Here is a 26462-nt window from a genome sequence, read left to right as displayed (position 1 = left end):
GTATGAGGTGAAGCTATGTTAAACCGCGAGCTCGAAGTCACCCTCAATCTTGCCTTCAAGGAGGCCCGTTCGAAGCGTCATGAATTCATGACCGTCGAGCACCTGCTGCTGGCACTTTTGGATAACGAAGCTGCCGCCACCGTACTGCGTGCGTGTGGTGCCAATCTCGACAAACTCAAGCATGACCTGCAGGAGTTTATCGACTCCACCACGCCGTTGATCCCCGTTCATGACGAGGACCGCGAGACCCAGCCAACCCTGGGCTTCCAGCGGGTACTGCAGCGTGCCGTTTTCCACGTACAGAGCTCCGGCAAGCGCGAAGTCACAGGGGCCAACGTGCTCGTGGCGATCTTCAGCGAGCAGGAAAGCCAGGCTGTGTTCCTGCTCAAGCAGCAAAGCGTTGCCCGTATTGATGTCGTCAACTACATCGCCCATGGCATTTCCAAAGTGCCAGGGCATGGCGATCACTCAGAAGGTGAGCAGGATATGCAGGATGACGAGGGCGGTGAGTCTTCTTCTTCGAGCAACCCGCTGGATGCTTATGCCAGCAACCTCAACGAACTGGCGCGCCAGGGGCGGATCGATCCGCTGGTAGGGCGTGAGCTGGAAGTTGAGCGCGTGGCGCAGATCCTGGCGCGTCGTCGCAAGAACAACCCGCTGTTGGTCGGTGAGGCGGGCGTGGGTAAAACCGCGATTGCCGAAGGCCTGGCCAAGCGCATCGTCGATAATCAGGTGCCAGACCTGCTGGCCAACAGCGTCGTCTACTCCCTTGACCTGGGCGCGTTGCTCGCCGGGACCAAGTACCGTGGCGACTTCGAGAAGCGCTTCAAGGCGTTGCTCGGCGAGCTGAAAAAACGCCCGCAGGCGATCCTGTTCATTGACGAAATCCACACCATTATCGGTGCCGGTGCTGCTTCCGGTGGCGTGATGGATGCTTCGAACCTGCTCAAGCCGCTGCTGTCTTCGGGTGATATCCGTTGCATCGGTTCGACCACGTTCCAGGAGTTCCGCGGGATCTTCGAAAAAGACCGTGCCCTGGCGCGCCGCTTCCAGAAAGTCGACGTGTCCGAGCCTTCGGTTGAAGACACCATCGGCATCCTGCGCGGGCTCAAGGGGCGTTTCGAAGCGCACCATGGCATCGAGTATACCGATGAGGCGCTGCGTGCAGCCGCCGAGCTGGCGTCGCGCTACATCAATGACCGGCACATGCCGGACAAGGCCATCGACGTAATCGACGAGGCGGGTGCCTACCAGCGCCTGCAACCGGTCGAGAAGCGTGTGAAGCGCATCGACGTGCCACAGGTCGAGGACATCGTGGCGAAGATCGCGCGGATTCCGCCAAAACACGTCAACACTTCCGACAGGGAGCTGCTGCGTAACCTGGAGCGCGACCTCAAGCTGACCGTGTTTGGTCAGGATGCGGCCATCGACTCGTTGTCCACCGCGATCAAGCTGTCCCGTGCGGGCCTCAAGTCGCCGGACAAGCCGGTCGGTTCGTTCCTGTTCGCCGGCCCTACCGGTGTCGGCAAGACCGAAGCGGCGCGGCAACTGGCCAAGGCCATGGGCATCGAGCTGGTGCGTTTCGACATGTCCGAGTACATGGAGCGTCACACCGTGTCGCGCCTGATCGGTGCGCCTCCGGGCTATGTCGGCTTCGACCAGGGCGGCCTGTTGACCGAGGCGATCACCAAACAGCCGCATTGCGTACTGCTGCTCGATGAGATCGAGAAGGCCCACCCGGAAGTCTTCAACCTGCTGTTGCAGGTGATGGATCACGGTACCCTGACCGACAACAACGGGCGCAAAGCGGACTTCCGCAACGTGATCGTGATCATGACCACCAACGCCGGTGCCGAAACGGCCGCGCGGGCTTCCATTGGCTTTACTCATCAGGATCACTCTTCCGACGCCATGGAAGTGATCAAGAAGAGCTTCACGCCGGAATTCCGCAACCGCCTGGACACCATTATCCAGTTTGGTCGCCTCAGCCATGAGGTCATCAAAAGCGTGGTGGACAAGTTCCTCACCGAGCTTCAGGCGCAGTTGGAAGACAAGCGCGTGCAGCTGGAGGTTACGGACGCGGCGCGCAACTGGCTGGCGGAAGGCGGCTACGACGCGGCAATGGGCGCTCGGCCAATGGCTCGCCTGATTCAGGACAAGATCAAGCGCCCACTGGCGGAAGAGATCCTGTTCGGCGAACTGGCAGACCATGGTGGCGTGGTGCATATCGATCTGAAGGACGGCGAGCTGACCTTCGACTTCGAAACCACAGCTGAAATGGCCTGATAGCTGACTGCGACAAAGCAAAAGGCGCCGAGAGGCGCCTTTTTGCTGCCTTGAAACTGATGGAGATCAACTGTGGGAGCTGGCTTGCCTGCGATGGCGGTGGGCCAGTCAAGCATGCAGTAACTGACAGACCGCTATCGCAGGCAAGCCAGCTCCCACAGGGTCAAGTGGCGACTGTTAAATGGCGCGCACACAAAAACGCCCGGCATAACCGGGCGTCTTGTATTGACTTGATTAACGGGCGCGGTAAGTGATGCGCCCTTTGCTCAAGTCATAGGGCGTCAGTTCGACGCGCACTTTGTCACCGGTAAGAATACGAATGTAGTTCTTGCGCATCTTGCCGGAGATATGCGCGGTTACGACGTGCCCATTTTCCAACTCCACACGAAACATGGTGTTGGGCAGGGTGTCGACGACAGTGCCTTCCATTTCGAAGCTGTCTTCTTTCGACATGCAGTAAAGCCCTCGGTATCCAGTGAATGGCCCGGTGCAACTGCGCCAGGCAAAAGCGGCGTGCATTGTGCCCGAAAAAGGGTGTTTAAGCCAAGAGGTTCTAGTTCAAGGTGACCCATCTTTGGTTAATTAGCAGTTCTATGGGTCGATATTGGGTCTTGTAGTTCATCTTTTTGCAGTTTTTGATCCAGTATCCGAGGTACACCGCCTCCAATTCCAGGCGCAAGGCCTCGCCGATTTGCCACAGGATCGCAAACCGTCCCAGGCTGCGACGCTCCTCGCGAGGCTCATAAAAGGTGTAGACCGCCGACAAGCCATTGGGCAGCAAGTCGGTGACGGCGACCGCGACCAACCGCCCGTCGAGCCGAAACTCGTAGAAACGCGAGAAGGGCAGGTCGCGCACCAGGAACGTGGAAAACTGGTCACGGCTGGGCGGGAACATGTCGCCGTCGGCGTGGCGCTGTTCGATGTAGCGTTGGTAAAGGTCGAAGTGTTCTTCACTGAAGCCGGGTTTGGCGGCGGTGACGGTCAAGTCGGCATTGCGCTTGAGAATGCGTTTCTGATTGCGGTCGGGCAGGAACTGCGCCACCGGGATCCGCGCCGGTACGCAGGCGTTGCAGTTCTGGCAGTGGGGCCGGTAAAGGTGGTCGCCGCTGCGCCGGAAGCCCATCTCCGACAAATCGGCATACACATGCACGTCCATCGGCTGGCTGGGGTCGAGGAACAGCGTGGTGGCCTGCTCATCGGGCAGATAGCTGCAAGAGTGGGGTTGAGTGGCATAAAACTTCAAACGCGCCAGCTCGGTCATGATCAACCCTCGGATAAGCTTTGAAATAAGTGTAAGCCAGGTGCGGGGAAGTCGCCTAGGAAACCCACGGAGCAGAGCTGGTTTGGTCCAAATGGTCGCGCAGGTAACCGGCAAAGTCGCTGCGGGGAATGGCGCGGGCGCCGAGGCTGTGCAGGTGGTCGGTGGGCATCTGGCAGTCGATCAGCACAAAGCCCCATGCCTGCAATTGCCTGACCAGGGTGGCGAAGCCGAATTTCGAGGCGTTGTCGGCGCGGCTGAACATCGATTCGCCAAAAAACAACTGGCCCATCGCCAGGCCGTACAGTCCGCCCACCAGTTCGCCCTCGTCCCAGACCTCCACCGAGTGCGCATAACCGCGCTGGTGCAGTTGCAGGTAGGCGCTCTGCATGGCTTCGGTGATCCAGGTGCCTTCGGCATAACTGCGAGGCGCCGCACAGGCCTGGATGACGGTGGCGAAGTCCTGGTCGAAGGTCACGGTGTAGCGCTGCTGGCGCAACAGCTTGCCGAGGCTGCGGGAAACATGCAGTTCGTCGGGGAACAGCACGGTGCGCGGGTCGGGCGACCACCAGAGAATAGGCTGGCCTTCCGAGAACCAGGGAAAGCAGCCATGGCGATAGGCCTGGATCAAGCGGTCTGCCGAAAGGTCGCCACCGGCGGCGAGCAGGCCATTGGGTTCGCGCATGGCCTTGGCCAGCGGTGGGAATGTCAGGGTGTTGCGTTGTAACCAGGTCAGCATGGCATCCAGGCTTATGGAAGGGGAGGGCGGAAACGGCAATGTTGCCCGTTGCAAGAGCTGTGATTATTGTCGACGAAACGCTCTGGGGCTACCCCGAACATGGGATCGGGGCAGATAAGCATGAAGGGGTGTTTCTGCAACTCTATGCCGGGGCCGTGGTCGTAATCGCGTACGCCGGTCGGCAAGCTAGCCTGGATTAGCAAAAACAGCTCATAAGCCTTTGTCAGTAAAGACAATGCATGCTCAAATTGAACGTTATGAAACTGAACATTGGCTATGCTGTGTAACGTGGGGCCAAGTGCGTGGCATCGCGCGCACAAACCCGTACAATGCGGCCATTAAGGCGTTATCGCCGTTTCATGAATCAGTTGCAGAGTGTTAAAAGTAGCTTCATCGGCACTCGTTCATTTTTACCTGCCCGGATTGGGCAGTGTTTTGCAGTCATTCAATAGATGGACGCGCTAAAGGCGCAGGAAAAGACCCGTTTTGAAGAAATCCGCCGCAACACCTAAAGCCGCAGTCGTGCCCGCCTGGCGCCAGCACCTGCACTACCGACTCAAGGAAGGTGCACTGATCGCCATCGGCGCCCTGTGCCTGTTCCTGATGATGGCCTTGCTCACCTATGGCAAGGACGATCCGGGCTGGAGCCACAACAGCAAGATCGAAGACGTGCAGAACTTCGGCGGCCCGGCCGGCTCCTACAGCGCCGATATCCTGTTCATGGTGCTGGGTTACTTCGCGTATATCTTCCCGTTGCTGCTGGCCATCAAGACCTGGCAGATCTTCCGCCAGCGCCATGAGCCGTGGCAGTGGAGCGGCTGGCTGTTCTCCTGGCGCCTGATCGGCCTGGTGTTCCTGGTGCTGTCGGGCGCGGCGCTGGCCCATATCCATTTCCACGCACCGACCGGTTTGCCGGCCGGTGCCGGCGGCGCATTGGGCGAAAGCCTGGGCGACCTGGCCCGCCGGACCCTGAACATCCAGGGCAGCACCCTGATGTTCATTGCGCTGTTCCTGTTCGGCCTCACCGTGTTTACCGACCTGTCCTGGTTCAAGGTCATGGACGTGACCGGCAAGATCACCCTCGACCTGCTCGAACTGTTCCAGGGCGCGGCCAATCGCTGGTGGTCGGCCCGGGTGGATCGCAAACGCATGGTTGCCCAACTGCGTGAGGTGGATACCCGCGTCAACGAAGTCGTGGCCCCGAGCACGCCGGACCGGCGTGAACAGGCCAAGGTCAAGGAACGCCTGATCGAACGCGAACAGGCCCTGACCAAGCACATGTCGGACCGCGAGAAGCAGGTGCCGCCGGTGATCGCCCCGGCGCCGACCAAGGTGCCCGAGCCGAGCCACCGCGTGCAGAAAGAGAAGCAGGCACCCTTGTTTGTCGACAGTGCTGTGGAAGGCACCTTGCCGCCGATCTCGATTCTTGATCCTGCGGAAAAGAAACAGCTCAACTACTCCCCTGAGTCCCTGGCGGCCGTCGGCCATCTGCTGGAAATCAAACTCAAGGAATTCGGCGTCGAAGTCTCGGTGGATTCGATCCACCCGGGCCCGGTGATTACCCGTTACGAAATCCAGCCGGCTGCAGGCGTGAAGGTCAGCCGTATTTCCAACCTGGCCAAGGATTTGGCGCGTTCGCTGGCCGTGACCAGCGTGCGGGTGGTGGAAGTGATTCCGGGCAAGACCACCGTCGGTATCGAGATTCCCAACGAAGACCGGCAGATCGTGCGTTTCTCCGAAGTGCTGTCGACCCCGGAATACGACAACTTCAAATCGCCGGTCACCCTGGCCCTGGGCCATGACATTGGCGGCAAGCCGGTGATCACCGACCTGGCGAAAATGCCCCACTTGCTGGTGGCCGGTACCACCGGTTCCGGTAAGTCGGTGGGTGTGAACGCGATGATCCTGTCGATCCTGTTCAAGTCTGGCCCGGATGACGCCAAGCTGATCATGATCGACCCGAAAATGCTTGAGCTGTCGATCTACGAAGGTATTCCGCACCTGTTGTGCCCGGTGGTGACCGACATGAAGGACGCCGCCAATGCCCTGCGCTGGAGCGTCGCCGAGATGGAGCGGCGTTACAAGCTGATGGCGAAGATGGGCGTGCGTAACCTGTCGGGCTTCAACGCCAAGGTCAAGGAAGCCCAGGACGCCGGCACACCGCTGACCGACCCGCTGTACAAGCGCGAAAGCATTCACGACGAAGCGCCGCTGTTGACCAAGCTGCCGACCATCGTCGTGGTGGTGGACGAATTTGCCGACATGATGATGATCGTCGGCAAGAAGGTCGAAGAGCTGATCGCCCGTATCGCCCAGAAAGCACGGGCTGCCGGTATTCACTTGATCCTCGCTACCCAGCGTCCGTCGGTGGACGTGATCACCGGTCTGATCAAGGCCAACATTCCGACCCGCATGGCGTTCCAGGTGTCGAGCAAGATCGACTCCCGGACCATCATCGACCAGGGCGGCGCCGAACAGCTGCTGGGCCACGGTGACATGCTCTACATGCCGCCGGGCACCAGCCTGCCGATCCGTGTTCACGGCGCCTTCGTCTCCGACGATGAAGTGCACCGTGTGGTGGAAGCCTGGAAACTGCGTGGCGCCCCGGAATACAACGACGACATCCTCGCGGGCGTCGAAGAGGCCGGCAGCGGCTTTGACGGTGGCAGCGGCGGTGGCGACGATGATGCCGAGACCGATGCGCTCTACGACGAAGCGGTGCAGTTCGTCCTTGAGAGCCGCCGCGCCTCGATCTCCGCTGTACAGCGCAAGCTGAAGATTGGCTACAACCGCGCAGCCCGCATGATTGAAGCCATGGAAATGGCTGGCGTGGTCACCTCGATGAACACCAACGGCTCGCGCGAAGTCATAGCGCCAGCGCAGATGCGTGACTGATTACGTGCCGCGTGGCAACACGCGGCACGCCTTGCAAACGAATCTATGAGGACTCCCATGCGTCTTATCCGCATGCTGTTGTTGCCGGCACTGGCCCTGACTGCTGTTTCGGCTCACGCTGATCCGGCTTCCGTTGCGAGCCTGACCAACCTGCTGGACAAATCCAAGACCCTGACCGCGCGCTTCTCACAGTTGACCCTGGACGGTGGCGGCACCCAGCTGCAGGAAACCGCCGGCGAAATGGCCGTGCAGCGTCCAGGGCTGTTCTACTGGAAGACCGACGCGCCTAACGACCAGACCATCGTGTCCGACGGCCAGAAAGTCACCCTGTGGGACCCGGACCTTGAACAGGCCACCATCAAGAAGTTGGACCCGCGCCTGAGCCAGACGCCGGCGCTGCTGTTGTCGGGCGATGTGTCGCAGATCAGCCAGAGCTTTGACATCACCTCCAAGCAGGCCAGCAACGTCATCGACTTCACGCTGAAGCCGAAATCCAAGGACACGCTGTTCGACAGCCTGCGCCTGTCGTTCCGCAACGGCGTGATCAACGACATGCAGTTGGTTGACAGTGTCGGCCAGCGCACCAATATCCTGTTCACCGGGGTCAAGGCCAACGAGCCGGTGGCCGCGTCCAAGTTCAAGTTCGACATCCCGAAGGGTGCCGACGTGATCCAGGAATAAACTGCCTAGAGGTTTCAAACGCTGCCCATGGACCTGTTTCGAAGTGACCCGATTGCTCAGCCTCTGGCGGCGCGCCTGCGCTCGACCAACCTGGACGAGTACGTCGGGCAGGAACACCTGCTCGCTCGCGGCAAGCCTTTGCGCGAAGCCTTGGAGCAGGGTGCGCTGCACTCGATGATTTTCTGGGGGCCGCCGGGCGTGGGTAAAACCACCCTGGCGCGGCTCCTGGCGAAAGTCTCGGATGCACACTTCGAAACGGTTTCGGCGGTGCTGGCGGGGGTCAAGGAAATCCGCCAGGCGGTGGAAGTCGCCAAGCAGCAGGCCGGGCAATACGGCAAGCGCACCATTCTGTTTGTCGACGAAGTGCATCGCTTCAACAAGTCGCAACAGGATGCGTTTTTGCCGTATGTCGAAGACGGCACGCTGATCTTTATTGGCGCCACCACCGAAAATCCGTCCTTTGAACTGAACAACGCCTTGCTGTCCCGGGCGCGTGTCTATGTGCTCAAAAGCCTCGATGAAGCAGCGATGCAAAAGCTGTTGCAGCGCGCGCTGAGCGAAGACAAGGGCTTGGGCAAGCGGCAGCTGAGTGTCAGCGAGGAAGGCTTCAAGATTCTGCTGACCGCTGCTGATGGCGATGGTCGACGCTTCCTCAACCTGCTGGAGAACGCTTCCGACCTGGCCGAGGACGGCAGCGAAATCGGCGTCGACCTGCTGCAAAGCCTGCTGGGCGACACCCGCCGGCGTTTCGACAAGGGCGGCGAGGCGTTCTACGACCAGATTTCCGCGTTGCACAAGTCGGTGCGCGGCTCCAATCCCGACGGCGCACTGTATTGGTTTGCACGGATGATAGACGGTGGTTGCGACCCGCTGTACCTGGCCCGGCGCGTGGTGCGCATGGCCAGTGAAGACATCGGCAATGCCGACCCGCGCGCGCTGAGCCTGTGCCTGGCCGCCTGGGAAGTGCAGGAACGCCTGGGCAGCCCGGAAGGCGAGTTGGCGGTGGCCCAGGCCATCACCTACCTGGCCTGCGCGCCGAAAAGCAACGCGGTGTACATGGGCTTCAAGTCCGCCCTGCGTGCCGCCGCCGAGCATGGCTCGCTGGAAGTGCCGCTGCACCTGCGCAACGCGCCGACCAAGCTGATGAAGCAGCTTGGCTACGGCGATGAATACCGTTATGCCCACGATGAGCCGGACGCCTACGCGGCTGGCGAAGATTACTTCCCGGATGACCTTGAGCCGCAGCCGTTCTACCAGCCGGTGCCCCGTGGCCTGGAGCTGAAGATCGGCGAAAAGCTCAATCACCTCGCCCAACTAGACCGGCTTAGCCCGAAACAGCGGAGAAAGTAGTGCTCAGAACGATTCTTGCCGTGTCCGTGGCCGGCATCGCTGGTACATTATTGCGTTTCGCCACCAGCACGTGGGTCAGCGCCAATTGGCCAAAGCATTTTTATGCGGCGACCCTGGCGGTCAACCTGGTGGGCTGTTTGATCATCGGCTTGTTGTACGGGTGGTTTCTGATTCGCCCGGAAGTGCCGATCGAGATTCGTGCCGGCTTGATTGTCGGCTTTGTAGGCGGTCTGACGACCTTTTCATCCTTTTCACTGGACACGCTACGCCTGCTGGAAAGCGGGCAGGCACCGGTCGCCTTCGGGTACCTGGCCATCAGCGTGTTCGGCGGGCTGCTCGCCACCTGGGCTGGCCTGTCCTTGACCAAACTTTGATAAACGAGAGACCGACATGCTCGATTCCAAACTGTTACGTAGCAACCTTCAGGACGTAGCGGACCGCCTGGCATCCCGTGGCTTCAGCCTGGATGTTGCGCGCATCGAAGCGCTGGAAGAACAGCGCAAGACCGTCCAGACCCGCACCGAAGCACTGCAGGCTGAGCGTAATGCGCGTTCCAAATCCATCGGTCAGGCCAAGCAGCGCGGCGAAGACATCGCGCCATTGATGGCGGATGTCGAGCGTATGGCTGGCGAGTTGGCTTCCGGCAAAGTCGAGCTGGACGCGATCCAGACCGAGCTGGATTCGATCCTGTTGGGCATCCCGAACCTGCCGCACGAATCCGTGCCGATCGGCGAAGACGAAGACGGCAACGTCGAAGTCCGTCGCTGGGGCACACCAAAGGCTTTCGATTTCGAGATCAAGGACCACGTTGCCCTGGGCGAATTGACCGGTGGCCTGGATTTTGAAACAGCGGCCAAAATGTCCGGCGCACGCTTTGCCTTGCTGCGCGGCCCGATCGCGCGCATGCACCGTGCCCTGGCGCAGTTCATGATCAACCTGCACACCGGCGAACACGGCTACGAAGAGGCCTACACCCCGTACCTGGTTCAGGCTCCGGCGTTGATGGGCACCAGCCAGTTGCCGAAGTTCGAGGAAGACCTGTTCAAGATCAGCCGCGATGGCGAAGCCGATCTGTACCTGATCCCGACCGCCGAAGTGTCGCTGACCAACATCGTGGCCGGGGAAATCCTCGACGCCAAGCAACTGCCGATCAAGTTTGTTGCCCACTCGCCCTGCTTCCGCAGTGAAGCCGGTGCCTCGGGCCGCGACACCCGCGGCATGATCCGCCAGCACCAGTTCGACAAGGTCGAGATGGTGCAGGTGGTCGAGCCGTCGACCTCCATGGAAGCGCTGGAAGGCCTGACCGCCAACGCCGAACGGGTCCTGCAACTGCTGGAGCTGCCGTACCGCGTTCTGGCGCTGTGCACCGGCGACATGGGTTTCAGCGCCGTGAAAACCTACGACCTGGAAGTGTGGGTGCCGAGCCAGGACAAATACCGTGAGATTTCGTCGTGCTCCAACTGCGGTGATTTCCAGGCCCGTCGCATGCAGGCGCGTTTCCGCAACCCGGAAACCGGCAAGCCTGAGCTGGTGCACACCCTCAACGGTTCGGGCCTGGCGGTAGGCCGTACCCTGGTGGCCGTGCTGGAAAACTACCAGCAGGCCGACGGTTCGATCCGCGTGCCTGAGGTGCTCAAGCCGTACATGGCGGGCGTTGAGGTCATCGGCTAAATGGAATTTCTGCCGCTGTTTCATAACCTGCGCGGCAGTCGTGTGTTGGTCGTCGGTGGCGGGGAGATTGCCTTGCGCAAATCCCGGCTGCTGGCCGACGCCGGCGCGTTGTTGCGGGTGGTTGCTCCCCAGATTGAAGACCAGTTGCGTGAACTGGTGCAGGGCAGTGGCGGTGAACTGATTTTGCGCGGTTATCAGGAGGCTGACCTCGACGGCTGCACCCTGATCATCGCCGCGACCGACGACGAGCCGCTGAACGCGCAAGTGTCCAGTGACGCTCGGCGTCGTTGCGTACCGGTGAATGTGGTGGACGCGCCGGCCTTGTGCAGCGTGATCTTCCCGGCGATTGTCGACCGTTCACCATTGGTGATCGCAGTGTCCAGCGGTGGCGATGCGCCGGTGCTGGCACGCTTGATTCGCGCCAAGCTGGAAACCTGGATTCCATCGACTTACGGCCAATTGGCCGGGTTGGCGGCGCGGTTTCGTAGCCAGGTCAAAGGCTTGTTTCCGGATGTGCAGCAGCGTCGGGCGTTCTGGGAAGACGTGTTCCAGGGCCCGATCGCTGATCGGCAACTGGCCGGGCAGGGCGATGAAGCCGAGCGACTGCTGGTAGAGAAAATCAATGGCGCGCCGCCGCATGCGCCGGGCGAAGTCTACCTGGTGGGCGCTGGCCCGGGTGATCCCGACCTGCTGACCTTTCGCGCCTTGCGCTTGATGCAACAGGCCGATGTGGTGCTATACGACCGTTTGGTGGCGCCGGCGATTCTTGAGCTGTGCCGTCGCGATGCCGAGCGGGTGTATGTCGGCAAGCGTCGCGCCGACCACGCGGTGCCGCAAGACCAGATCAACCAGCAACTGGTTGACCTGGCCAAGCAGGGCAAGCGCGTGCTGCGTCTGAAAGGTGGCGATCCGTTTATCTTTGGTCGTGGTGGTGAAGAGATCGAAGAACTGGCGGCCCATGGCATCCCGTTCCAGGTGGTGCCGGGCATTACCGCGGCCAGCGGCTGCGCGGCGTATGCCGGTATTCCGCTGACCCACCGCGACTATGCGCAATCGGTTCGCTTCATTACCGGGCACTTGAAGGACGGGACTTCGGACCTGCCGTGGAGTGATCTGGTAGGACCTTCGCAGACCCTGGTGTTCTACATGGGCTTGATCGGGTTGCCGATCATCTGCGAACAGCTGATCCAGCATGGCCGTTCGGCAGATACGCCGGCGGCGTTGATCCAGCAGGGCACTACGTCCAACCAGCGGGTGTTTACCGGCACCCTGGCTGATCTGCCACGTATGGTGGCGGAGCATGAAGTGCATGCGCCGACCCTGGTAATCGTGGGAGAAGTGGTGCAGTTGCGTGAGAAGCTGAAGTGGTTTGAAGGCGCTCAGTCCGAGGTCTGACACCAATCCTGTGGCGAGGGAGCTTGCTCCCGCTGGACTGCGCAGCAGTCCGCTCTTTTGGGGTCGCTTCGCAACCCAGCGGGAGCAAGCTCCCTCGCCACAGGGTGTTTTCAGCTCAAGATGCCTTTCCCGCTCAACCTCGCCCGATCATGCTCCGCCTCAAACCTCTGCAACGGCCCCTTCGGCACAATCCCCGTCGGATTAATCGTGCGGTGACTGGCGTAGTAGTGCCCCTTGATGTGGGCAAAATCCACCGTCTCGGCAATCCCCGGCCACTGATACAGTTCCCGTAGCCAATTCGACAGGTTCGGATAATCCGCAATCCGCCGCAGGTTGCATTTGAAGTGGCTGTAGTACACCGCATCAAACCGGATCGCCGTTGTGAAAAGCCTTACATCGGCTTCGGTCAGGTATTCCCCCGCCAAGTAACGATGCTCACCCAGATGCTGTTCAAGGTGATCCAGCTCGGCAAACACATCATCAAATGCCGCTTCATAGGCCTTCTGCGATGTGGCGAAACCTGCGCGGTACACGCCGTTGTTCACGGCGGGATAAATCCGCTCGTTCAGTGCGTCGATGGTTGAGCGCAGGGCCTCGGGATAGAAATCCAGCTGATTGCCCGTCAGTTCATTAAACGCACTGTTGAACATGCGAATAATCTCCGCCGATTCATTGCTGACAATCCGTTTGAGCTTCTTGTCCCACAACACCGGCACCGTCACGCGCCCGGTGTAGCTGGCGGTGTCAGCCGTGTAGCGTTGGTGCATGTAGGTGAAGTCGTCGAGCTTGTCGCCGCTGGAGCCATGAGCCTTGTCGAAGGTCCAGCCGTTTTCCAGCATCAGCCAGCTGACTACGGATACATCTATCAGGCTTTCAAGGCCTTTGAGCTTGCGCAGGATCAGTGTGCGGTGTGCCCAGGGGCAGGCGAGGGAAACGTACAGGTGATAGCGGCCGGCTTCGGCTTTGAATCCGCCTTCACCGGTTGGGCCGGGCTCGCCATCGGCGGTTACCCAGTTGCGGCGTTGCGCCTGTTCCCGTTGGAAGGCGCCGTCTGCGCTACTTTCGTACCACTGGTCATGCCAGCGTCCTTCGATCAGCAAACCCATGACTGACTCCTTGGCTAATAAGCGTTGGAGTGCAGTCTAAAGGTCTGGGTTCGAACAAAAAGCGCAAAGGCTGGGGGTTAATGATCGACTAAATCGATCTGTCCCGGGCGTCCCAGTACTGCTGGGCCAGTTCGAACGCCTGCTCCCGCGGGTGACCAAGGCCACGCAAGGCCAACGCCATGGTGGCGATCAGTGCCAGTTGCGGGTAGCTGTCCTGCACGTCGCCGCGCCATAGCGCCTTGAGGTGCTCGGGCTCCAGGGCGGCAGGCTTGACGTGGCGCTGGGCGGAGAGGGCAGGCCACTCTTCATCCCAGCTTTCGCCGCCGGTGGTGCCGTATAGGTGGCTGATGGTGTCCGGGTTGATCTCGATCTCGCCGCCATCGCCCTTGACCACAATGGTGTTGTCGCCGAGCAGGCCGCTGGCATCGCGATGCACACCCTGGTAGCCCGGATGGAAGATGCTTTGCAGGCCGCAGCGGGCGCTCAACGGGTTGAGGATGCGCGCCAGTGAGTGGATCGGCGAACGCAGGCCCAGGGTGTTACGCAGGTCGATCATGCGCTGCAGTTGCGGCGCCCAATCTCCCAGGGGAATAAACGCCAGGCTGCCCTGTTCAAGGGCGGCCTCGACCTGTTGCCAATTGCGGCACAGCGGAATCTGCAAGCCTTCCAGCAACTGCTCGGTATAGAGCCGGCCCGCGGTATGCGCGCCGCCGCCGTGCATCAAGATGCGCACGCCGTTCTGCGCGAGGCACTTGGCTGCCAGCAGGTACCACGGCAGGTGGCGTTTCTTGCCGGCGTAGGTAGGCCAGTCGACGTCCACGTTGAGCGACGGCGCATTCAAGCGCTCGCGCACGGCTTCGGTGAAACCCGCCAGCTCTTCCGGGCTTTCTTCCTTGTGCCGCAACAGCATCAGGAAGGCGCCGAGCTGGGTGTCTTCGACCTTCTCATCCAGCAGCATGCCCATCGCCTCACGAGCTTCCTCACGAGTGAGGTTGCGGGCGCCGCGCTTGCCTTTGCCGAGGATCCGCACGAACGGCGCAAACGGGTGTTCGGCGGGTGTTTCAGTGATCAACGGGGCAAAATCAGTCATAAGCAATTCGTCGGCCTGGGCAGGCCCGCCAGCTTGGCGGCGAGTTTGGCGGGAGTGCCTTTGAACAGTCGGTTGAGGTGCAGGCTGTTGCCCTTTTCCGGGCCCAGCTTCAAGGCGGTGTACTTGATCAGCGGGCGGGTGGCCGGCGACAGCTGGAATTCGCTGTAGAAGCCCCGCAGCAGCTCGAGGATTTCCCAGTGTTCCGGGGTCAGCTCCAGCTCTTCGGCGGTGGCGAGGGCGTTGGCCACGTCGCTGGACCAGTCGCTCAGGTCGGCGAGGTAGCCGTCCTTGTCCAGTTCAAGGGTGCGTTCGCCTACGGTCAGGGTGTTCATAGCCAGGTGTTGACCTTGTCGTAATCGATCGACAGCTGGACGAAGGCCGGGTAATCGACGCTGGCGGCCCAGTCAGGCACCGCAAGATTACGCGCCTGGTGGTCTTCGGCCAGCACAAACACCTTCAGGCCCTTGGCTTGCAGGGCCTGGCAGGGTGCGCTGGCGGGTTGCAGGGCGTAGGCGCCATCGCCGCACAGCAGGATTGCGTCCCGGGTGCCACAGAGGCGCAGGCAGCTGTCCAGCCGGCTATCGGTAAAAGGAGAGTGGGACACCACATGCAAAGTCGACATCAGAGGGTAATCACCTGGTCGTAACGGTCAATCATCTGTGAGATCTGTTCGCTGCTCAGCGACTGTGCGCTACCGGAGGCGGTCAGGCCGCGTGCCGAGAGGCTGTGGCTGCAGGCAAACACATCTTCAACGCCAAACAACTCCAGCGCCTGGAGGTTGGCACTGAGGTCTTTCTGTTGCACGGCCTTGGCATCCTGGCTCGCGGCCAGTTGAAACACGCCGTCATCCAGAAACAACAGGCCAATCGGCAAATCAAACGCGCCGCCCGCCAGCACGATATCCAGCGCTTCGCGGGCGCTGGGGCCGGACCACGGTGCCTGTCGGCTGATCACCAGCAAGGATTTCGACATGTCACGGGCCTCCGAAGCAGATCAAGCGGTCAGCGACCTGGGCGGCGTCATGCAGTTGCCCAAGCCCGGACAGCGCCCAGGGCGCCTCCAGGTTCACCGCGCTGCGTTGATAGCGGGTGGCCTCTTCGGCATTCAATACCCCACGGCGCAGGGCCGCAGCGATGCACACCACGCCATCGAGCTGATGCTCGCTGACAAACTCACGCCACTGGCGGGCGATGTCCTGCTCGTCCTGTGGCGCAACAATGTTATTGGACGCGCTGTAGACGCCATCCTGATAGAAAAACAGCCGCACAATCTCATGCCCGCCCGCCAGCGCTGCCTGGGCGAACAGCAAGGCACGGCGCGAGCAGGGCGCATGGGGGGCTTCGAAAAGCGCAATCGCAAACTTCATGGAACACTCTGAAGGCAAAACCTGTGGCAATGATAAAGCCGCAGGCAACAAAAAGCCCGCCGAAGCGGGCTTTTTGCATGTGGCTGCGATCAGTCGTCGCGGCCCATGATGCCGAAGATCTGCAACAGGCTGATAAACAGGTTGTAGATCGATACATACAGGCTGATGGTAGCCATGATGTAGTTACGCTCGCCACCCTGGATGATCGCGCTGGTCTGGAACAGGATGCAGGCCGAGGAGAACAGCACGAAGCCGGCGCTGATCGCCAGTTGCAGGCCGCTGATCTGGAAGAACATGCTTGCCAGTACGGCGGCCAGCAACACGAAGAAACCGGCGGTGATGAAGCCACCCAGGAAGCTCATGTCCTTGCGGGAGATCAGCACGTAAGCCGACAGGCCGCCAAATACCAGGGCGGTCATGGCAAATGCCGAGCTGACCACTTCCGCGCCGCCGGCCATGCCGAGGTAACGGTTAAGGATCGGGCCGAGAATAAAGCCCATGAAACCGGTCAAGGCAAACGCCGACACCAGGCCCCAGGCCGAGTCGCGCAGCTTGTTGGTCAGGAAGAAAAGACCGTAGAAGCCGATCAGCACCACAAAGATGTTCGGGTAGCCGACGCGCATCTGCTGGGCGACGAAGGCCATCACGCCGCTGAACGCGAGGGTGAGAGCGAGCAAGCCGTACGTATTGCGCAGGACGCGGCTAACCTCTAGCTGCTCAGCCTGCGCGTTTCCATTCACTGCGTAATTCTGTTCGCGCATGGCGACACTCCTTCAGTTTTGAAACATTCAGTCGCAAGGATCATAACAGACGCTCTGTAACAAGCTATGGCGAGAGTTTGACAGTGTGTTTCATTCGGGTATTATGGCGCCCGCTGAGACAGGATGGGCTACGCTAATCCTGTGTTGCACAAGGGAAATTGGCAGAGTGGTTGAATGCACCGGTCTTGAAAACCGGCGAACGTTAATAGCGTTCCCAGGGTTCGAATCCCTGGTTTCCCGCCAAGATTGACTCAAGAGCCCCGCTATTGCGGGGTTTTTGCGTTTCTGGGGTTCAGGAATGGTGATAGTGAAACATCTAATCGTTTCCGCATCATTTCTGGCAGTTTCCGCAACTCCGCAAAACTGGAGCCCGGAAATCATGGCTGCAAGCAGCGCCATGCACGGTACTGCGTGGCGGGCGAAAGGTGTTTGAGTTAGGATCTCCGCGTTTTTCAAGGATGAGGCGCAATGAACAAACTCAAGGCCATAAATGCGGCCGCAAATCGCTTTTTCAGTCGATTTTCTCGTAGGCAGTTTTTCTTGGCTTTCGTCGTAGTCACCGCAGTCAACTACTGGCTGGCCTATAACGTCTCCGGCTATAAATCTGTCTATCTGGCCATGGTCGGAGGTTTTTTCTTCGGCATGATGTTCGCGAAATTCGAGCCCGATAAGTAGTCTTGAATCACGCTTTTCAGCTTCACTGATTCGCCAGATCTGGATTTTCCAGTCCTAATTTGCCGAGTTACCCCCCGACACACGCATGGAGAGTGCAATGACCCAATACTTCAAAAGTCCAGACAGTGACCAAGTTGAAGAGGTCGATGCGTTTCAGGTTCTGGCAATATTGTTCCTGGGCCCCCTCTATCTTTGCTTCGCCGGCCTTTGGCGCCATTTGTTAATCTGGGCTATTGCTATAGGTTTGGGGGTGCTTGCAGGCCCACCTTGGGCAGCCATACCTATTGCCGGACTGCCAATCACCTACTGTTTCTTGATACGTAAAATTGTGGCAGCTGAGTATTTGAAGAAGGGCTGGGTAGAAGTGGCTGATCCAAAGCTTACCCTCGAGAAAGAAGTTTCAGACGCTTAGTCTCTCGCAGATTTCCACGCAAAAGCGCACCCCTTGCAGAATAAGACCTGTAGCTTGGTGGGTAGCTAGGAGCTCTGGAAAACCGGCGAACGTTAATAGCGTTCCGAGGGTTCGAATCCCTGCTTTCCCGCCAAGATTGACTCAAGAGCCCCGCTATTGCGGGGCTTTTGCGTTTCTGGCATTCGGCAAAGCTGGCAGCCTGACGGCTGATCGTCTCCGCATCATTTCAGGCCGTTTCCGCAACTCGTTGCAAGCGGGGTCAGCGGGTCGGTTTCCCTATCTCACCGATTCACCAATTGACCGCTTTTCCGTGTGTCCCAGCAGTTGACTCGCTTCGCCCAGGTCCATGCACCCTACGACTGGACAACCGTGGCATGCGTGCGCCAAACCGTATCGGAGGAGGGTGAATACTCGGCGGCGTATCGTATTGATTACATTATGTATCAACTGAAATACGCATGGACGCCATTATCGAAAACGTTGCACCCAAATATAGTGCCCCAAATATTCTGTCGCCAGCGGCTACTGCCACGCTTCGCTCGCCGGATTTATCGGTAATGCGGGTGGCAATACCGGTCTGTTATTGCGTATCTAAGGTGTCTTTCATGATTCAAAGCATTGTTAAAGCTGCTTGCTTGACCACGTTTATAGTCGCGAGCGCTGTTGCGCCATTAGTCCAGGCACAACCACTGCCACTGGGAAGTACCGGGGCTTTACACAATGAAGATGTGGAATGGCGTAGCTTTCCAGCCTTCCCGAAAGAGGTGAAGTTGTCTGTTCTGGTTGGAGATCCGAGTAAACCAGCACCCTACGTCGTGCGGGTTAAAGTCCCGAACGGCACCAAATTAATGCCTCATACGCACCCCGAAGATCGTATATACACCGTGATGTCGGGTGTGTTTTATATTGGCTTTGGTACTGTTTTTGATTCGACCAAGCTGGTTGCCTATGGCCCTGGCAGCGTAGTCGTACTTCCGGCCAATACTCCACATTTCCATTGGGCCAAGTCGGGAGAATATATCTCTCAAGTTTATGGGACAGGCCCGCTGGGCCTTGAATATATCGATAGCCATGACGATCCGAGGAACTCGTCGAAGTAAGAAAACTTACTGGCTTTGCATTGCACATCTTTTTAAGAAGAATGCTGCTCGACTGATGGGTGTGCCGAGCTACGCTGTGCCCGGTTGATCCATCAACCGGGCAAGCCCGTCTGTTTAGAAGATATTCAACGGATACTCGGTAATCAGCCGCGTCTGCACCAAATGCCCCCCGGTGGACGCATCGCCATCGTGCCAGGCTTCGCGCAGGCGGAAGGACAGTTTCTTGGCCGGACCACTCTGTACGACGTATTTCACTTCGGCGTCGGTTTCGTGTTCCTGGTCGTTGGCACCATAGAACCCGGTGTAGGCCGAATTGCCGGGCGTATGCGTTCCGTCGATGCCGGAACCGCGGATATGACGGGCCATGAAGCTCAGGCCGGGGGCGCCAAAGGTGCTCATGTCCAGGTCGTAACGCATCTGCCAGGACTTCTCGCCCGGGCCGTTGAAGTCGGAGTACTGCACCGAGTCAGCCAGGTTGATCGAGTTGCCATAGCGGCCCGCGCCGACACCGGCATTGGTCTCCCCAAAACCGACATAGTCGAACGGCTCGTCACCATGCACCTTCTGTCCGGCCAGGGTGAAGGTCTGTGCACCCAGGGTGTAGGCCGCCGCCAGCGAGGCTGCGGTGGTGTCGATGGTCCCGGCCTTGGCGCTGCCGTCGTCCAGTGTGCGATAGAGGTTGAAGTCCACCGCGACGGATTGGTCAGCGGTCAGTGGATGAACCAGGTTCAAGTTGACGTAGTACTGATTCCAGACGTCTTCCAGGTGCGCCCCGTACAGCGACGCAGTGAATTCCTTGCTGAACTGGTACTTGCCCCCCGCGAAGCTGGCCGACGGCGCACTCACACCTGCATAGCTGGCGAGAATGTCGCCGCTGCGCGACGTGGTGGTGGTACCCGTGCCGGAGGTGTAATGGCCGGCTTCCAGGTTCAGGCCGGTGATTTCATGACTGTCGATCTGGAAGCCCGATGCGGTCTGTGGCATCAGGTAGTTATCGGCAGTGGCGAACACGGGCGAGGTGGGCTGCAAGTCGCCGACCTTGAGGGTGGTGTTGGAAATACGCAACTTGATGTCTCCGCCGGCCTTGGCGAGGCCATGGTCCGGGTTGCCATTGGCGTCGGATGGAATGTTCGGGCCGCCGGCACGGTCGGTGTTCCCGTCGATGCGCAGCGCCAGGTCGGCAAACGCATCGATGCCGATGCCGACGGTGCCTTGGGTAAAGCCCGAGCTGTAGGTCGCCATCAGCGCCTGGCTCCAGTCACGGGTATGGCTGCCGTTGCCGTTCTGGTTCCAGAACAGGTTGCGGTTGAGGATATTCAAACTGCTGTCGGCGACAAAACCCTTCGAGTCGGACTGGTCGCTTGCATAGCTCATGGCCGGCAAGGCAAATGCCAGTGCCACTGCCAAGGTATTGAGCTGAAGTAGCGGTTGACGTTTTTTCATTATTTTTGCTCCTGTGCACGAGTTCGTGTTGGAGCATTAAGGCGACAGCCCAGGCCATCAACAAATGAAACTGGATGAATGTTTTGATATCCCTTTTGCTGAATCCCGGGCAAATAAAAGCCCGCGATGGGAGCGGGCTTAAAGGTATTCACGCTCGTACAATCTTTCCCGCCTTCACCTCATCCGCATAGCCGCTGAGCTTTTTCTGCTGGGCTGCGAGCAATGCGCCCATCTTCATCAGGGCGATCGCTTCATCTGGTGAGTTGGCGACCCCGGCGATAGTGGCCAGCTCATTCACCGACCAGGCGATCACGGCCATTGCATCCTCGAGGTCGTAGAACAGCTCCTGCTGTGCGGTCCTTGGGCCGTCGAGCCTTTCTATCAGTGATGCCATTTACCCGTGCTCCCTTCAGTGCCGTCAGCTTAAACATCGTCGGGCCAATCCTCCTGCAAGCCGGAAGACACGGCAATCGCGATTTTCCCTTGAATACCATTGTTAGGGCTTTCCAGGCGGGAATGGGCGAGCGGGATGTCGGCAAGGGAGTAGACCGCGCCAATGTGTGGCCGCAGTTGACCGTTCGCGATCAGTGCACTCATTTCATCCAGCTTGCCGCGATTCTGCCGGGTGAAAACGAAGTGGTAACTCGCGTTCTTGCCCCAGGCCTGAACGAGGTTCTGTGGTTGTGCAATGTCCACAATCGTGACAATACGACCCAGTTGCGCCAGCGCATCCGGGCTACGGGACAATGTATTGCCGCCGATGGTATCGAACACGACATCGACCCCACGGCCACCGGTTTCTCGCAGGATGGCGTCGACGTAATCCTCTTTTTCGTAGTCGATGATCACATCGGCGCCCAGGCTTCGTGCGAACTCAACGTTTACGTTGCGCACGGTTGTGATCACCTTGGCTCCCATGGCTTTTGCCAGCTGGATCGCCACGTGGCCGACGCCTCCCGCGCCGCCATGCACCAGAACGCTTTCTCCCACTCTGAGTGCCGCGCGCACCACCAGTGCTTCCCAGGCTGTTCCGCCGACCAGGCTCAGGCTGGCCGCCTCAAGGTGACTCAGTGAAGGGGGCTTCCTGCCGATTATGCTTTCGGCAGCCACGTGGTACTCGGCGTAGCTGCCTGGCCCTTCAAATATCTGCGGGGTGTACCAGACTTCGTCTCCTGGTGCGAAAGACGTCACACCCGGGCCGACTGCTTCAACAACACCCGATACGTCATGCCCGGTAATGGCGGGTAGGGGGACCAGGTCAGGGTAGTCGCCACGTCGGACCTGATAATCCAGCGGGTTGATGGAGGTTGCGTGGACGCGCACCAGCACTTGTGCTGCGTGTGGCACCGGCTTGGGAACGTCGCAAAGTTCGAACGATTCGGGGCCGCCAAATGAATTGAGTATCAACGCTTTCATTGTATCTCCTCGTTTCGATAAAAAGGGATATCGCGAAATCTCGATATTATGGGATAAAAAATTACAGCTCTTTCCCGAGGATCTCGGCAAGCTTGCTGATGGTTGCTTCATTGCGCTTGTAGTAGGTCCACTGGCCGATACGCCTGACTTCCACTAGACCCACTCGTTGCAGGGTTGCGAGATAACCGGACACCGTCGACTGCGACAGTCCGATGCCTTCCTGAATACTGCTGACGCACACGCCCACCGTGTGAACATCACCTTCATCTTGTGGAGGGAAGTTCTTTTCGGGGTCTTTCAAACCTTTCAGGATTTCGAGGCGTGTCTGGTTTGAGAGGGCTTTGAATATTTCGAGTAAGTCCATGAGGTGAGAATATCGAGATTTACCGATATGTCAATGCGCAGTTGCTTACCGTTGTCATGGGTGTCCACTCTCAGTCCCGCGGGTGTAAAAGCGCTTTCTCGAACCCTTGCTAATCTTTCTGAAGATTTCACCGCGAGGATCGTCCATGCAGCGCTGTATCTCAGGAGAGAACCCATGAGTGCCAAGGACATACCTGAAGGGCAAGTGGTCCAGGGCTACGTCACCTTTGTCGGGAGTGAGGCATCGTGGGCCACAGGGCAATTCATGAGCTTCAGCTATAGCGTCAATGGTCAGCATTTTCACAAGTCTCTCAATGAGACGGTTGACGCTTGGTCAACAGCAACGCTTCGTAAAGCCACCGACGGCCTGCAGGTAGGCGACCGCGTGTCGGTCTGGTGCTCTCTCACCGACCCGGGCGTGTGCTGTATCGGCGAAAAGCCCGCCGAAAAACCACGGATCTTGCGCTTGATGGAGACTCTGGGATCGTTAGGGCCGTTATGAAATTGAGCCCCACCGTTCGTCCACCACCCGGCACTTCCCAACCCCGCACCGTTTCTCATGTTCAAGCACGGACACCCCGTGCTGCAGAACGGAGAGCCAGCATGGAAATTGACGAGAAGGCCCCAGGGAATCAATCCCAGCAGGGCGTAACGCGCGGTACAGACAATGAAACCGGTCATGAACCTCGGCGGGACCACGCCGAGGCGCCTCTACCCCCGGACGACGACGCCCCTTTGGAAGAGGACATGTCGGACGTAGACGCCGCCGATTCTGTCGCGAGTGAACACCCCGACAACTGATGTCCCAGACAAGCCCGACCCCAGTGTCGGGCTCTGCTGTCGTCAACATTCCTGCCGCCCCCACCGCACTTTTTCCCATTCTTCCGATCTATCTTTGTCCCGACCACACTAATTCCCGCGTGGACAGCAGACCCAGACCTGGTGCCGATGGATCGCACGTTACTTGTTTTTATCACCCGATGGATGCGCCAGCCGCTGTTGCTGGCGGCGGTTTTGATGCTGTGCGCCAACGGTTGCAGCCAGCAACAGGGGCGTGATATTGCCAAGCAGTTCAGCAACGGCAAGCCCGATGAATTCTTCCAGACCAGCGTCGATCGCATGGCAACACTGAGCATGCGCGACAATCTGCAAAGCCTGTATTTGCTGATGAGCAAGCTCTACCTGCGCAACCCCAACCAATGGCGTCAATCGGGTTACACGGACGCTGTAACCGCCGCCCGGCAAATCCGTCAGGCCATCGAACTTCGCCAGCCGCTGCCCGCCCTTGGGGATCGCCGTGACCTGGTGGCGCTGAGTTACTCCTTGAGCCCGGAGTTTCGCGGCGATCGGGTGGGCGCCTTTATCTACGCGATTGGCAGCATGCTCGTGACTGCACACGGCGGGCGCACCGAGTTCTATATAACGGACTCGATCAACCCACAGTTCGTCAGCAATGCCGCGCGTAACATCGAGAAGGCAACCTGGCTGCTCAGCCAGCGCCAGGATGCCAATGGCTCGCTGTTGCTGTTCTCCAACGAGATCTCGGAGGCGGGCAGCAACCTCAGTTTCGCGGTCGAGTTCGGCAAGATCGTCGCGCGTCTCGACCTGTTGACCCAGATGCTCGACGAACGCTATCGACGCATTGGCCTCAACTACGCGCAGAGCCTGTTGCTGATGAATTTCCTGCCGGTGCAGTAACGCGCCGCGTACTCAACGACGCCCGGTCCGTGTGCTCACATCCACCCACACCGCCAGCACCAGGATGCTGCCCTTGACGATCATCTGCCAATAACTGTCCACGTCGAGCATCGACATGCCGTTATCCAGACTGCTGATCACCAGCGCGCCGAGCAGGGCGCCGTACACGGTGCCCGAACCGCCGCGCATCGACGTGCCGCCGATAAAGCACGCCGCGATAGCATCCAGTTCGCCCATGTTGCCCGCCGAAGGTGAGCCGGCCGCCAGGCGTGCAGTGTTGACCAGGCCGGCGAGGGCGCACATCACGCCCATGATTCCGAAGATCCACAGCTTGACCGCCTGCACGTTGATCCCCGACAGGCGCGTGGCTTCCATGTTGCTGCCCACCGAGTAGATGCGGCGGCCAAACACGGTCTGGCTGGTGACGTAGCTGAACACGCCCAGCAGCACCAGCAGGAGCAGCACCGGCACGGGAATCCCGTCGTAGCTGTTGAGGGTGTAGACGAAGCCGGCCAGTACGAAACCGATCAGCACCACGCGCACGCTGTCGCGCAGCATCGACGGCAGCGCCAGCCCGTGCAGGGCGCGGTTGTGGCGTTGGCGCCAGGTCAGGAATACCGCCAGCCCGAACAGCAACACGCCAAGAATCACCCCCACCACCGTCGGCAGATAGCCCTGGCCGATGTACACCAACTCGGGCGATACCGGTGCAATCGTGGTGCCGCCGGTAATGCCCAGCAGCACCCCGCGAAACGCGAGCATGCCGCCCAGCCCGACGATGAACGAGGGGATGCGCAGGTACGCGGTCATGTAGCCGTTACCCAGGCCGATCAGCAAGCCGCAGAGAGCGACGATGGCCAGGTTGAGCGGCAGCGGAATGTGATAGACCACATCCAGGATCGCCGCGACGCCGCCGAGCAAACCGAGCATCGAGCCCACCGACAGGTCGATCTCGCCACTGATGATCACCAGCACCATGCCACAGGCCAGGATGCCGGTGATGGACATCTGCCGCAGCAGGTTCGACAGGTTGCGCGGGGTCAGGAAACCGCCTTCGGTCTGCCAGCTGAAAAACACCCAGATCAGCACCACGGCGATCAGCAGGGCGAGCATTTTGTAGCGGGTGAAAAGCTGTTTGACCTGATTCATTTACGCGGACTTCCGATCATTATTATTGTCATGCCCGTTCGGTTGGCTGAGGGCGGCGGCGAGCACCTGTTCCTGGGTCAGGCCCTGGTTGATGAAGTCGCCGCGCAACTGGCCTTCGCCGATCACCAGCACCCGGTCGGATACGCCCAGCACTTCGGCCAGTTCCGAGGACACCATGATGATCGACACGCCTTCGGCCGCCAGCGCGCCCATCAGTTTGTAGATCTCATATTTGGCGCCCACGTCCACGCCACGGGTAGGTTCGTCGAGAATCAGTACCCGGGGTTGGGTCAGGAGCATTTTCGCCAATACGGCTTTCTGCTGGTTGCCGCCGGAGAGGCTGGTGATCGGCAGGAACGGGTTGGCGGTCTTCAGGTGCATGCGTTTGATTTCCTGCTCGACGCTGCCCAGTTCTGCCTCGGCGTCGATACGTGTCAGGTGCGAGAAGCTGTCCAGCACCGCCAGGGTAATGTTTTGCCCCACGCCCAAATCCGGGACGATGCCCTGGCGCTTGCGGTCTTCCGGGACCATGCACAACCCCGCGCGAATCGACTTCAGCGGCGTGCGGGTATCGATGGGTTTGCCCTCCAGCCACACCTCGCCTTCATAGCGCCCGGGATAACTGCCGAACAGCGCCGACACCAACTCCGTGCGGCCCGCGCCCACCAGCCCGGCGATACCGAGGATCTCGCCCCGGCGCAGGCTGAACGAGACATCGTCCACGCGCTTGCGGCCCGGGTTGTCGACGTCATAGCAGGTGATGTTGCACGCCTCGAACAGCACCTCGCCCACCGTGTGAGGTTCGGTGGGGTAGAGGTTGCTCATCTCACGGCCGACCATCTGGGTGATGATGCGCGACACGTCCATGTCGGCCATGGGAGTGGTCGCGATGTGTTTGCCGTCGCGGATCACCGCGATGGTGTCGCAGATGGCCGAGACTTCATCGAGCTTGTGGGAGATGTACACGCAGGCAACGCCTTTGGCCTTGAGGCCACGGATGATGTCCAGCAGCACCTCGATTTCCGAGCGGGTGAGGGCCGAGGAGGGTTCATCCAGGATCAGCAGGCGCGCCTGCTTGTTCAGCGCCTTGGCGATTTCCACCAGTTGCTGATAGCCGCCACCGTATTGCGAGACGGGCAGGGCGACGTTCATGTCCGGCACTTTCAGTTCGCGCATCAGGGCTTCGGCGCGGTGCATCATGGCGGGGTAGTTCATGCGCCCGCCGGGCAGCGTCAGCTCGTGACCCATGAAGATGTTTTCGGCCACCGAGAGGTCGGGCACCAGGGTCAGTTCCTGGTGGATGATCACGATGCCGCAGGCTTCGGTTTCGGCGATGGAATGCGCGCGCAACGGTTGGCCATCCCAAAGGATTTCGCCGTCCCAGGTGCCATGGGGATACACCGCCGACAGCACTTTCATCAGGGTCGATTTGCCGGCGCCATTCTCGCCGCACAACCCCACGCATTCCCCGGGTTTTACCTTGATGTCGATACCGTTCAGGGCTTTGACGCCACCGAAGGTTTTGACGATGTTGTTCATTTCCAGCAAGTAGTCGGACATGGCGGGCACTCATTCCACAGCGAAAAGGCGGGGTGGCATGCAGGAGCG

General features: G+C 59.7%; 29 protein-coding genes and 1 tRNA gene. 14 read left to right on the top strand and 16 right to left on the bottom strand.

Annotation, left to right across the window (positions count from 1 at the left end; all coding sequences use genetic code 11):
• The first annotated feature begins 15 nt into the window (after positions 1-15).
• Positions 16-2286 (top strand): ATP-dependent Clp protease ATP-binding subunit ClpA, encoded by a 2271-nt coding sequence (clpA, locus tag HKK54_RS31640; protein ID WP_010172706.1) that lies wholly within the window; start codon positions 16-18, stop codon positions 2284-2286.
• A gap of 234 nt (positions 2287-2520) precedes the next feature.
• On the opposite strand, the gene infA is transcribed toward clpA, so the two are convergent.
• The 3 genes from infA to aat all read right to left on the bottom strand — a co-directional run bounded on the left by infA (position 2521) and on the right by aat (position 4283).
• The gene (gene infA / locus HKK54_RS31635) at positions 2521-2739 is read right to left on the bottom strand and encodes a translation initiation factor IF-1 (protein WP_002553999.1); all 219 of its coding nucleotides are present in this window, start codon (positions 2737-2739) and stop codon (positions 2521-2523) included.
• A gap of 100 nt (positions 2740-2839) precedes the next feature.
• A complete protein-coding gene (locus tag HKK54_RS31630; protein ID WP_169389027.1) occupies positions 2840-3547 on the bottom strand; it encodes an arginyltransferase in 708 nt (235 codons plus the stop codon).
• Between the two features lie 55 nt (positions 3548-3602).
• Complete coding sequence (gene aat, locus HKK54_RS31625; RefSeq protein WP_010172489.1) at positions 3603-4283, bottom strand: leucyl/phenylalanyl-tRNA--protein transferase; 681 nt, start codon at positions 4281-4283, stop codon at positions 3603-3605.
• A gap of 486 nt (positions 4284-4769) precedes the next feature.
• Between aat and HKK54_RS31620 the strand changes: the two genes are divergently transcribed.
• Genes HKK54_RS31620 through cysG form a run of 6 tightly spaced genes read left to right on the top strand, consistent with a single transcriptional unit; the run spans position 4770 to position 12275 of the window.
• Positions 4770-7178 (top strand): DNA translocase FtsK, encoded by a 2409-nt coding sequence (locus tag HKK54_RS31620; protein WP_169389026.1) that lies wholly within the window; start codon positions 4770-4772, stop codon positions 7176-7178.
• Positions 7179-7235: 57 nt separating this feature from the next.
• Positions 7236-7859, top strand: coding sequence for an outer membrane lipoprotein chaperone LolA (gene lolA / locus HKK54_RS31615; protein ID WP_010172483.1), 624 nt, complete (start codon positions 7236-7238; stop codon positions 7857-7859).
• Between the two features lie 27 nt (positions 7860-7886).
• Positions 7887-9209, top strand: a complete 1323-nt coding sequence (locus tag HKK54_RS31610) for a replication-associated recombination protein A (RefSeq protein WP_010172481.1) — start codon at positions 7887-7889, stop codon at positions 9207-9209.
• Entirely contained in the window at positions 9209-9583 is a 375-nt protein-coding gene (crcB, locus tag HKK54_RS31605; RefSeq protein ID WP_010172479.1) for a fluoride efflux transporter CrcB, read from the top strand. Before HKK54_RS31610 ends, crcB begins: the two co-directional genes overlap by 1 nt.
• Before the next feature lie 16 nt (positions 9584-9599).
• Positions 9600-10880, top strand: a complete 1281-nt coding sequence (serS, locus tag HKK54_RS31600) for a serine--tRNA ligase (RefSeq protein WP_010172477.1) — start codon at positions 9600-9602, stop codon at positions 10878-10880.
• On the top strand, positions 10881-12275 hold the full coding sequence (gene cysG / locus HKK54_RS31595; RefSeq protein WP_010172475.1) for a siroheme synthase CysG: 1395 nt from the start codon (positions 10881-10883) through the stop codon (positions 12273-12275).
• A gap of 110 nt (positions 12276-12385) precedes the next feature.
• Here the strand turns inward: cysG and HKK54_RS31590 are convergent, their stop codons facing one another.
• The 7 genes from HKK54_RS31590 to HKK54_RS31560 form a co-directional block, all read right to left on the bottom strand.
• The gene (locus tag HKK54_RS31590; protein WP_169389025.1) at positions 12386-13381 is read right to left on the bottom strand and encodes a glutathione S-transferase family protein; all 996 of its coding nucleotides are present in this window, start codon (positions 13379-13381) and stop codon (positions 12386-12388) included.
• Positions 13382-13469: 88 nt separating this feature from the next.
• Positions 13470-14471: a glycosyl transferase family protein gene (locus HKK54_RS31585; RefSeq protein ID WP_169389024.1), complete on the bottom strand. Its 1002-nt coding sequence runs from the start codon at positions 14469-14471 to the stop codon at positions 13470-13472.
• Complete coding sequence (locus HKK54_RS31580; RefSeq protein ID WP_010172469.1) at positions 14468-14803, bottom strand: TusE/DsrC/DsvC family sulfur relay protein; 336 nt, start codon at positions 14801-14803, stop codon at positions 14468-14470. Before HKK54_RS31580 ends, HKK54_RS31585 begins: the two co-directional genes overlap by 4 nt.
• Positions 14800-15093, bottom strand: a complete 294-nt coding sequence (gene tusB, locus HKK54_RS31575) for a sulfurtransferase complex subunit TusB (RefSeq protein ID WP_169389023.1) — start codon at positions 15091-15093, stop codon at positions 14800-14802. The genes HKK54_RS31580 and tusB overlap by 4 nt, the downstream gene beginning before the upstream one ends.
• Positions 15093-15443, bottom strand: coding sequence for a sulfurtransferase complex subunit TusC (gene tusC, locus HKK54_RS31570; protein ID WP_169389022.1), 351 nt, complete (start codon positions 15441-15443; stop codon positions 15093-15095). Before tusC ends, tusB begins: the two co-directional genes overlap by 1 nt.
• Before the next feature lies 1 nt (position 15444).
• A complete protein-coding gene (tusD, locus tag HKK54_RS31565) occupies positions 15445-15837 on the bottom strand; it encodes a sulfurtransferase complex subunit TusD (protein WP_169389021.1) in 393 nt (130 codons plus the stop codon).
• An 89-nt stretch (positions 15838-15926) separates the two neighbouring features.
• Positions 15927-16598 (bottom strand): Bax inhibitor-1/YccA family protein, encoded by a 672-nt coding sequence (locus tag HKK54_RS31560; protein ID WP_169389020.1) that lies wholly within the window; start codon positions 16596-16598, stop codon positions 15927-15929.
• A gap of 152 nt (positions 16599-16750) precedes the next feature.
• On the opposite strand from HKK54_RS31560, the gene HKK54_RS31555 reads away from it, so the two are divergent.
• The 4 genes from HKK54_RS31555 to HKK54_RS31540 all read left to right on the top strand — a co-directional run bounded on the left by HKK54_RS31555 (position 16751) and on the right by HKK54_RS31540 (position 18785).
• Positions 16751-16841: transfer RNA gene (locus HKK54_RS31555), tRNA-Ser, on the top strand.
• A gap of 225 nt (positions 16842-17066) precedes the next feature.
• A complete protein-coding gene (locus HKK54_RS31550; RefSeq protein WP_010172460.1) occupies positions 17067-17273 on the top strand; it encodes a hypothetical protein in 207 nt (68 codons plus the stop codon).
• 97 nt (positions 17274-17370) lie between these two features.
• The gene (locus HKK54_RS31545) at positions 17371-17685 is read left to right on the top strand and encodes a hypothetical protein (protein ID WP_169389019.1); all 315 of its coding nucleotides are present in this window, start codon (positions 17371-17373) and stop codon (positions 17683-17685) included.
• Between the two features lie 458 nt (positions 17686-18143).
• On the top strand, positions 18144-18785 hold the full coding sequence (locus HKK54_RS31540; RefSeq protein ID WP_237151033.1) for a cupin domain-containing protein: 642 nt from the start codon (positions 18144-18146) through the stop codon (positions 18783-18785).
• Between the two features lie 114 nt (positions 18786-18899).
• On the opposite strand, the gene HKK54_RS31535 is transcribed toward HKK54_RS31540, so the two are convergent.
• From HKK54_RS31535 to HKK54_RS31520, 4 genes are all read right to left on the bottom strand, one after another.
• Positions 18900-20228: an OprD family porin gene (locus HKK54_RS31535; protein ID WP_169389018.1), complete on the bottom strand. Its 1329-nt coding sequence runs from the start codon at positions 20226-20228 to the stop codon at positions 18900-18902.
• A gap of 148 nt (positions 20229-20376) precedes the next feature.
• A complete protein-coding gene (locus HKK54_RS31530; RefSeq protein ID WP_169389017.1) occupies positions 20377-20622 on the bottom strand; it encodes a hypothetical protein in 246 nt (81 codons plus the stop codon).
• Positions 20623-20651: 29 nt separating this feature from the next.
• Positions 20652-21644, bottom strand: a complete 993-nt coding sequence (locus tag HKK54_RS31525) for a zinc-dependent alcohol dehydrogenase family protein (protein ID WP_169389016.1) — start codon at positions 21642-21644, stop codon at positions 20652-20654.
• A 61-nt stretch (positions 21645-21705) separates the two neighbouring features.
• A complete protein-coding gene (locus HKK54_RS31520; protein WP_169389015.1) occupies positions 21706-22008 on the bottom strand; it encodes an ArsR/SmtB family transcription factor in 303 nt (100 codons plus the stop codon).
• A gap of 174 nt (positions 22009-22182) precedes the next feature.
• Here HKK54_RS31520 and HKK54_RS31515 point away from each other — a divergent pair, with 174 nt between their 5' ends.
• The 3 genes from HKK54_RS31515 to HKK54_RS31505 all read left to right on the top strand — a co-directional run bounded on the left by HKK54_RS31515 (position 22183) and on the right by HKK54_RS31505 (position 23705).
• Complete coding sequence (locus tag HKK54_RS31515; protein WP_010172451.1) at positions 22183-22509, top strand: DUF3592 domain-containing protein; 327 nt, start codon at positions 22183-22185, stop codon at positions 22507-22509.
• A gap of 101 nt (positions 22510-22610) precedes the next feature.
• Positions 22611-22808: a hypothetical protein gene (locus HKK54_RS33755; protein WP_010172449.1), complete on the top strand. Its 198-nt coding sequence runs from the start codon at positions 22611-22613 to the stop codon at positions 22806-22808.
• Between the two features lie 147 nt (positions 22809-22955).
• Positions 22956-23705 carry a hypothetical protein gene (locus tag HKK54_RS31505; RefSeq protein ID WP_169389014.1) on the top strand — a complete coding sequence of 250 codons (750 nt, stop codon included), beginning with the start codon at positions 22956-22958 and terminating at the stop codon, positions 23703-23705.
• Between the two features lie 12 nt (positions 23706-23717).
• Here HKK54_RS31505 and HKK54_RS31500 read toward each other — a convergent pair whose 3' ends face one another.
• Positions 23718-24854 (bottom strand): sugar ABC transporter permease, encoded by a 1137-nt coding sequence (locus HKK54_RS31500; RefSeq protein WP_010172446.1) that lies wholly within the window; start codon positions 24852-24854, stop codon positions 23718-23720.
• Positions 24855-26414 (bottom strand): D-xylose ABC transporter ATP-binding protein, encoded by a 1560-nt coding sequence (gene xylG, locus HKK54_RS31495; RefSeq protein WP_169389013.1) that lies wholly within the window; start codon positions 26412-26414, stop codon positions 24855-24857.
• Positions 26415-26462 lie beyond the last annotated feature (48 nt).

The organism is Pseudomonas sp. ADAK13 (genome assembly GCF_012935715.1).
Taxonomy (GTDB): Bacteria; Pseudomonadota; Gammaproteobacteria; order Pseudomonadales; family Pseudomonadaceae; genus Aquipseudomonas.
Note: the sequence above shows the minus strand (reverse complement) of the source record. Positions and strands in the feature narration are given on the sequence as shown.

Bases quoted from the DNA above. Each gene is read 5' to 3' on its own strand.
- clpA (WP_010172706.1), top strand. From the start codon at position 16: ATGTTAAACCGCGAGCTCGAAGTCACCCTCAATCTTGCCTTCAAGGAG.
- infA (WP_002553999.1), bottom strand. From the start codon at position 2,739: ATGTCGAAAGAAGACAGCTTCGAAATGGAAGGCACTGTCGTCGACACC.
- HKK54_RS31630 (WP_169389027.1), bottom strand. From the start codon at position 3,547: ATGACCGAGCTGGCGCGTTTGAAGTTTTATGCCACTCAACCCCACTCT.
- aat (WP_010172489.1), bottom strand. From the start codon at position 4,283: ATGCTGACCTGGTTACAACGCAACACCCTGACATTCCCACCGCTGGCC.
- lolA (WP_010172483.1), top strand. From the start codon at position 7,236: ATGCGTCTTATCCGCATGCTGTTGTTGCCGGCACTGGCCCTGACTGCT.
- HKK54_RS31610 (WP_010172481.1), top strand. From the start codon at position 7,887: ATGGACCTGTTTCGAAGTGACCCGATTGCTCAGCCTCTGGCGGCGCGC.
- serS (WP_010172477.1), top strand. From the start codon at position 9,600: ATGCTCGATTCCAAACTGTTACGTAGCAACCTTCAGGACGTAGCGGAC.
- cysG (WP_010172475.1), top strand. From the start codon at position 10,881: ATGGAATTTCTGCCGCTGTTTCATAACCTGCGCGGCAGTCGTGTGTTG.
- HKK54_RS31590 (WP_169389025.1), bottom strand. From the start codon at position 13,381: ATGGGTTTGCTGATCGAAGGACGCTGGCATGACCAGTGGTACGAAAGT.
- HKK54_RS31585 (WP_169389024.1), bottom strand. From the start codon at position 14,471: ATGACTGATTTTGCCCCGTTGATCACTGAAACACCCGCCGAACACCCG.
- HKK54_RS31580 (WP_010172469.1), bottom strand. From the start codon at position 14,803: ATGAACACCCTGACCGTAGGCGAACGCACCCTTGAACTGGACAAGGAC.
- tusB (WP_169389023.1), bottom strand. From the start codon at position 15,093: ATGTCGACTTTGCATGTGGTGTCCCACTCTCCTTTTACCGATAGCCGG.
- tusC (WP_169389022.1), bottom strand. From the start codon at position 15,443: ATGTCGAAATCCTTGCTGGTGATCAGCCGACAGGCACCGTGGTCCGGC.
- tusD (WP_169389021.1), bottom strand. From the start codon at position 15,837: ATGAAGTTTGCGATTGCGCTTTTCGAAGCCCCCCATGCGCCCTGCTCG.
- HKK54_RS31560 (WP_169389020.1), bottom strand. From the start codon at position 16,598: ATGCGCGAACAGAATTACGCAGTGAATGGAAACGCGCAGGCTGAGCAG.
- HKK54_RS31550 (WP_010172460.1), top strand. From the start codon at position 17,067: ATGAACAAACTCAAGGCCATAAATGCGGCCGCAAATCGCTTTTTCAGT.
- HKK54_RS31545 (WP_169389019.1), top strand. From the start codon at position 17,371: ATGACCCAATACTTCAAAAGTCCAGACAGTGACCAAGTTGAAGAGGTC.
- HKK54_RS31540 (WP_237151033.1), top strand. From the start codon at position 18,144: ATGGACGCCATTATCGAAAACGTTGCACCCAAATATAGTGCCCCAAAT.
- HKK54_RS31535 (WP_169389018.1), bottom strand. From the start codon at position 20,228: ATGAAAAAACGTCAACCGCTACTTCAGCTCAATACCTTGGCAGTGGCA.
- HKK54_RS31530 (WP_169389017.1), bottom strand. From the start codon at position 20,622: ATGGCATCACTGATAGAAAGGCTCGACGGCCCAAGGACCGCACAGCAG.
- HKK54_RS31525 (WP_169389016.1), bottom strand. From the start codon at position 21,644: ATGAAAGCGTTGATACTCAATTCATTTGGCGGCCCCGAATCGTTCGAA.
- HKK54_RS31520 (WP_169389015.1), bottom strand. From the start codon at position 22,008: ATGGACTTACTCGAAATATTCAAAGCCCTCTCAAACCAGACACGCCTC.
- HKK54_RS31515 (WP_010172451.1), top strand. From the start codon at position 22,183: ATGAGTGCCAAGGACATACCTGAAGGGCAAGTGGTCCAGGGCTACGTC.
- HKK54_RS33755 (WP_010172449.1), top strand. From the start codon at position 22,611: ATGGAAATTGACGAGAAGGCCCCAGGGAATCAATCCCAGCAGGGCGTA.
- HKK54_RS31505 (WP_169389014.1), top strand. From the start codon at position 22,956: ATGGATCGCACGTTACTTGTTTTTATCACCCGATGGATGCGCCAGCCG.
- HKK54_RS31500 (WP_010172446.1), bottom strand. From the start codon at position 24,854: ATGAATCAGGTCAAACAGCTTTTCACCCGCTACAAAATGCTCGCCCTG.
- xylG (WP_169389013.1), bottom strand. From the start codon at position 26,414: ATGTCCGACTACTTGCTGGAAATGAACAACATCGTCAAAACCTTCGGT.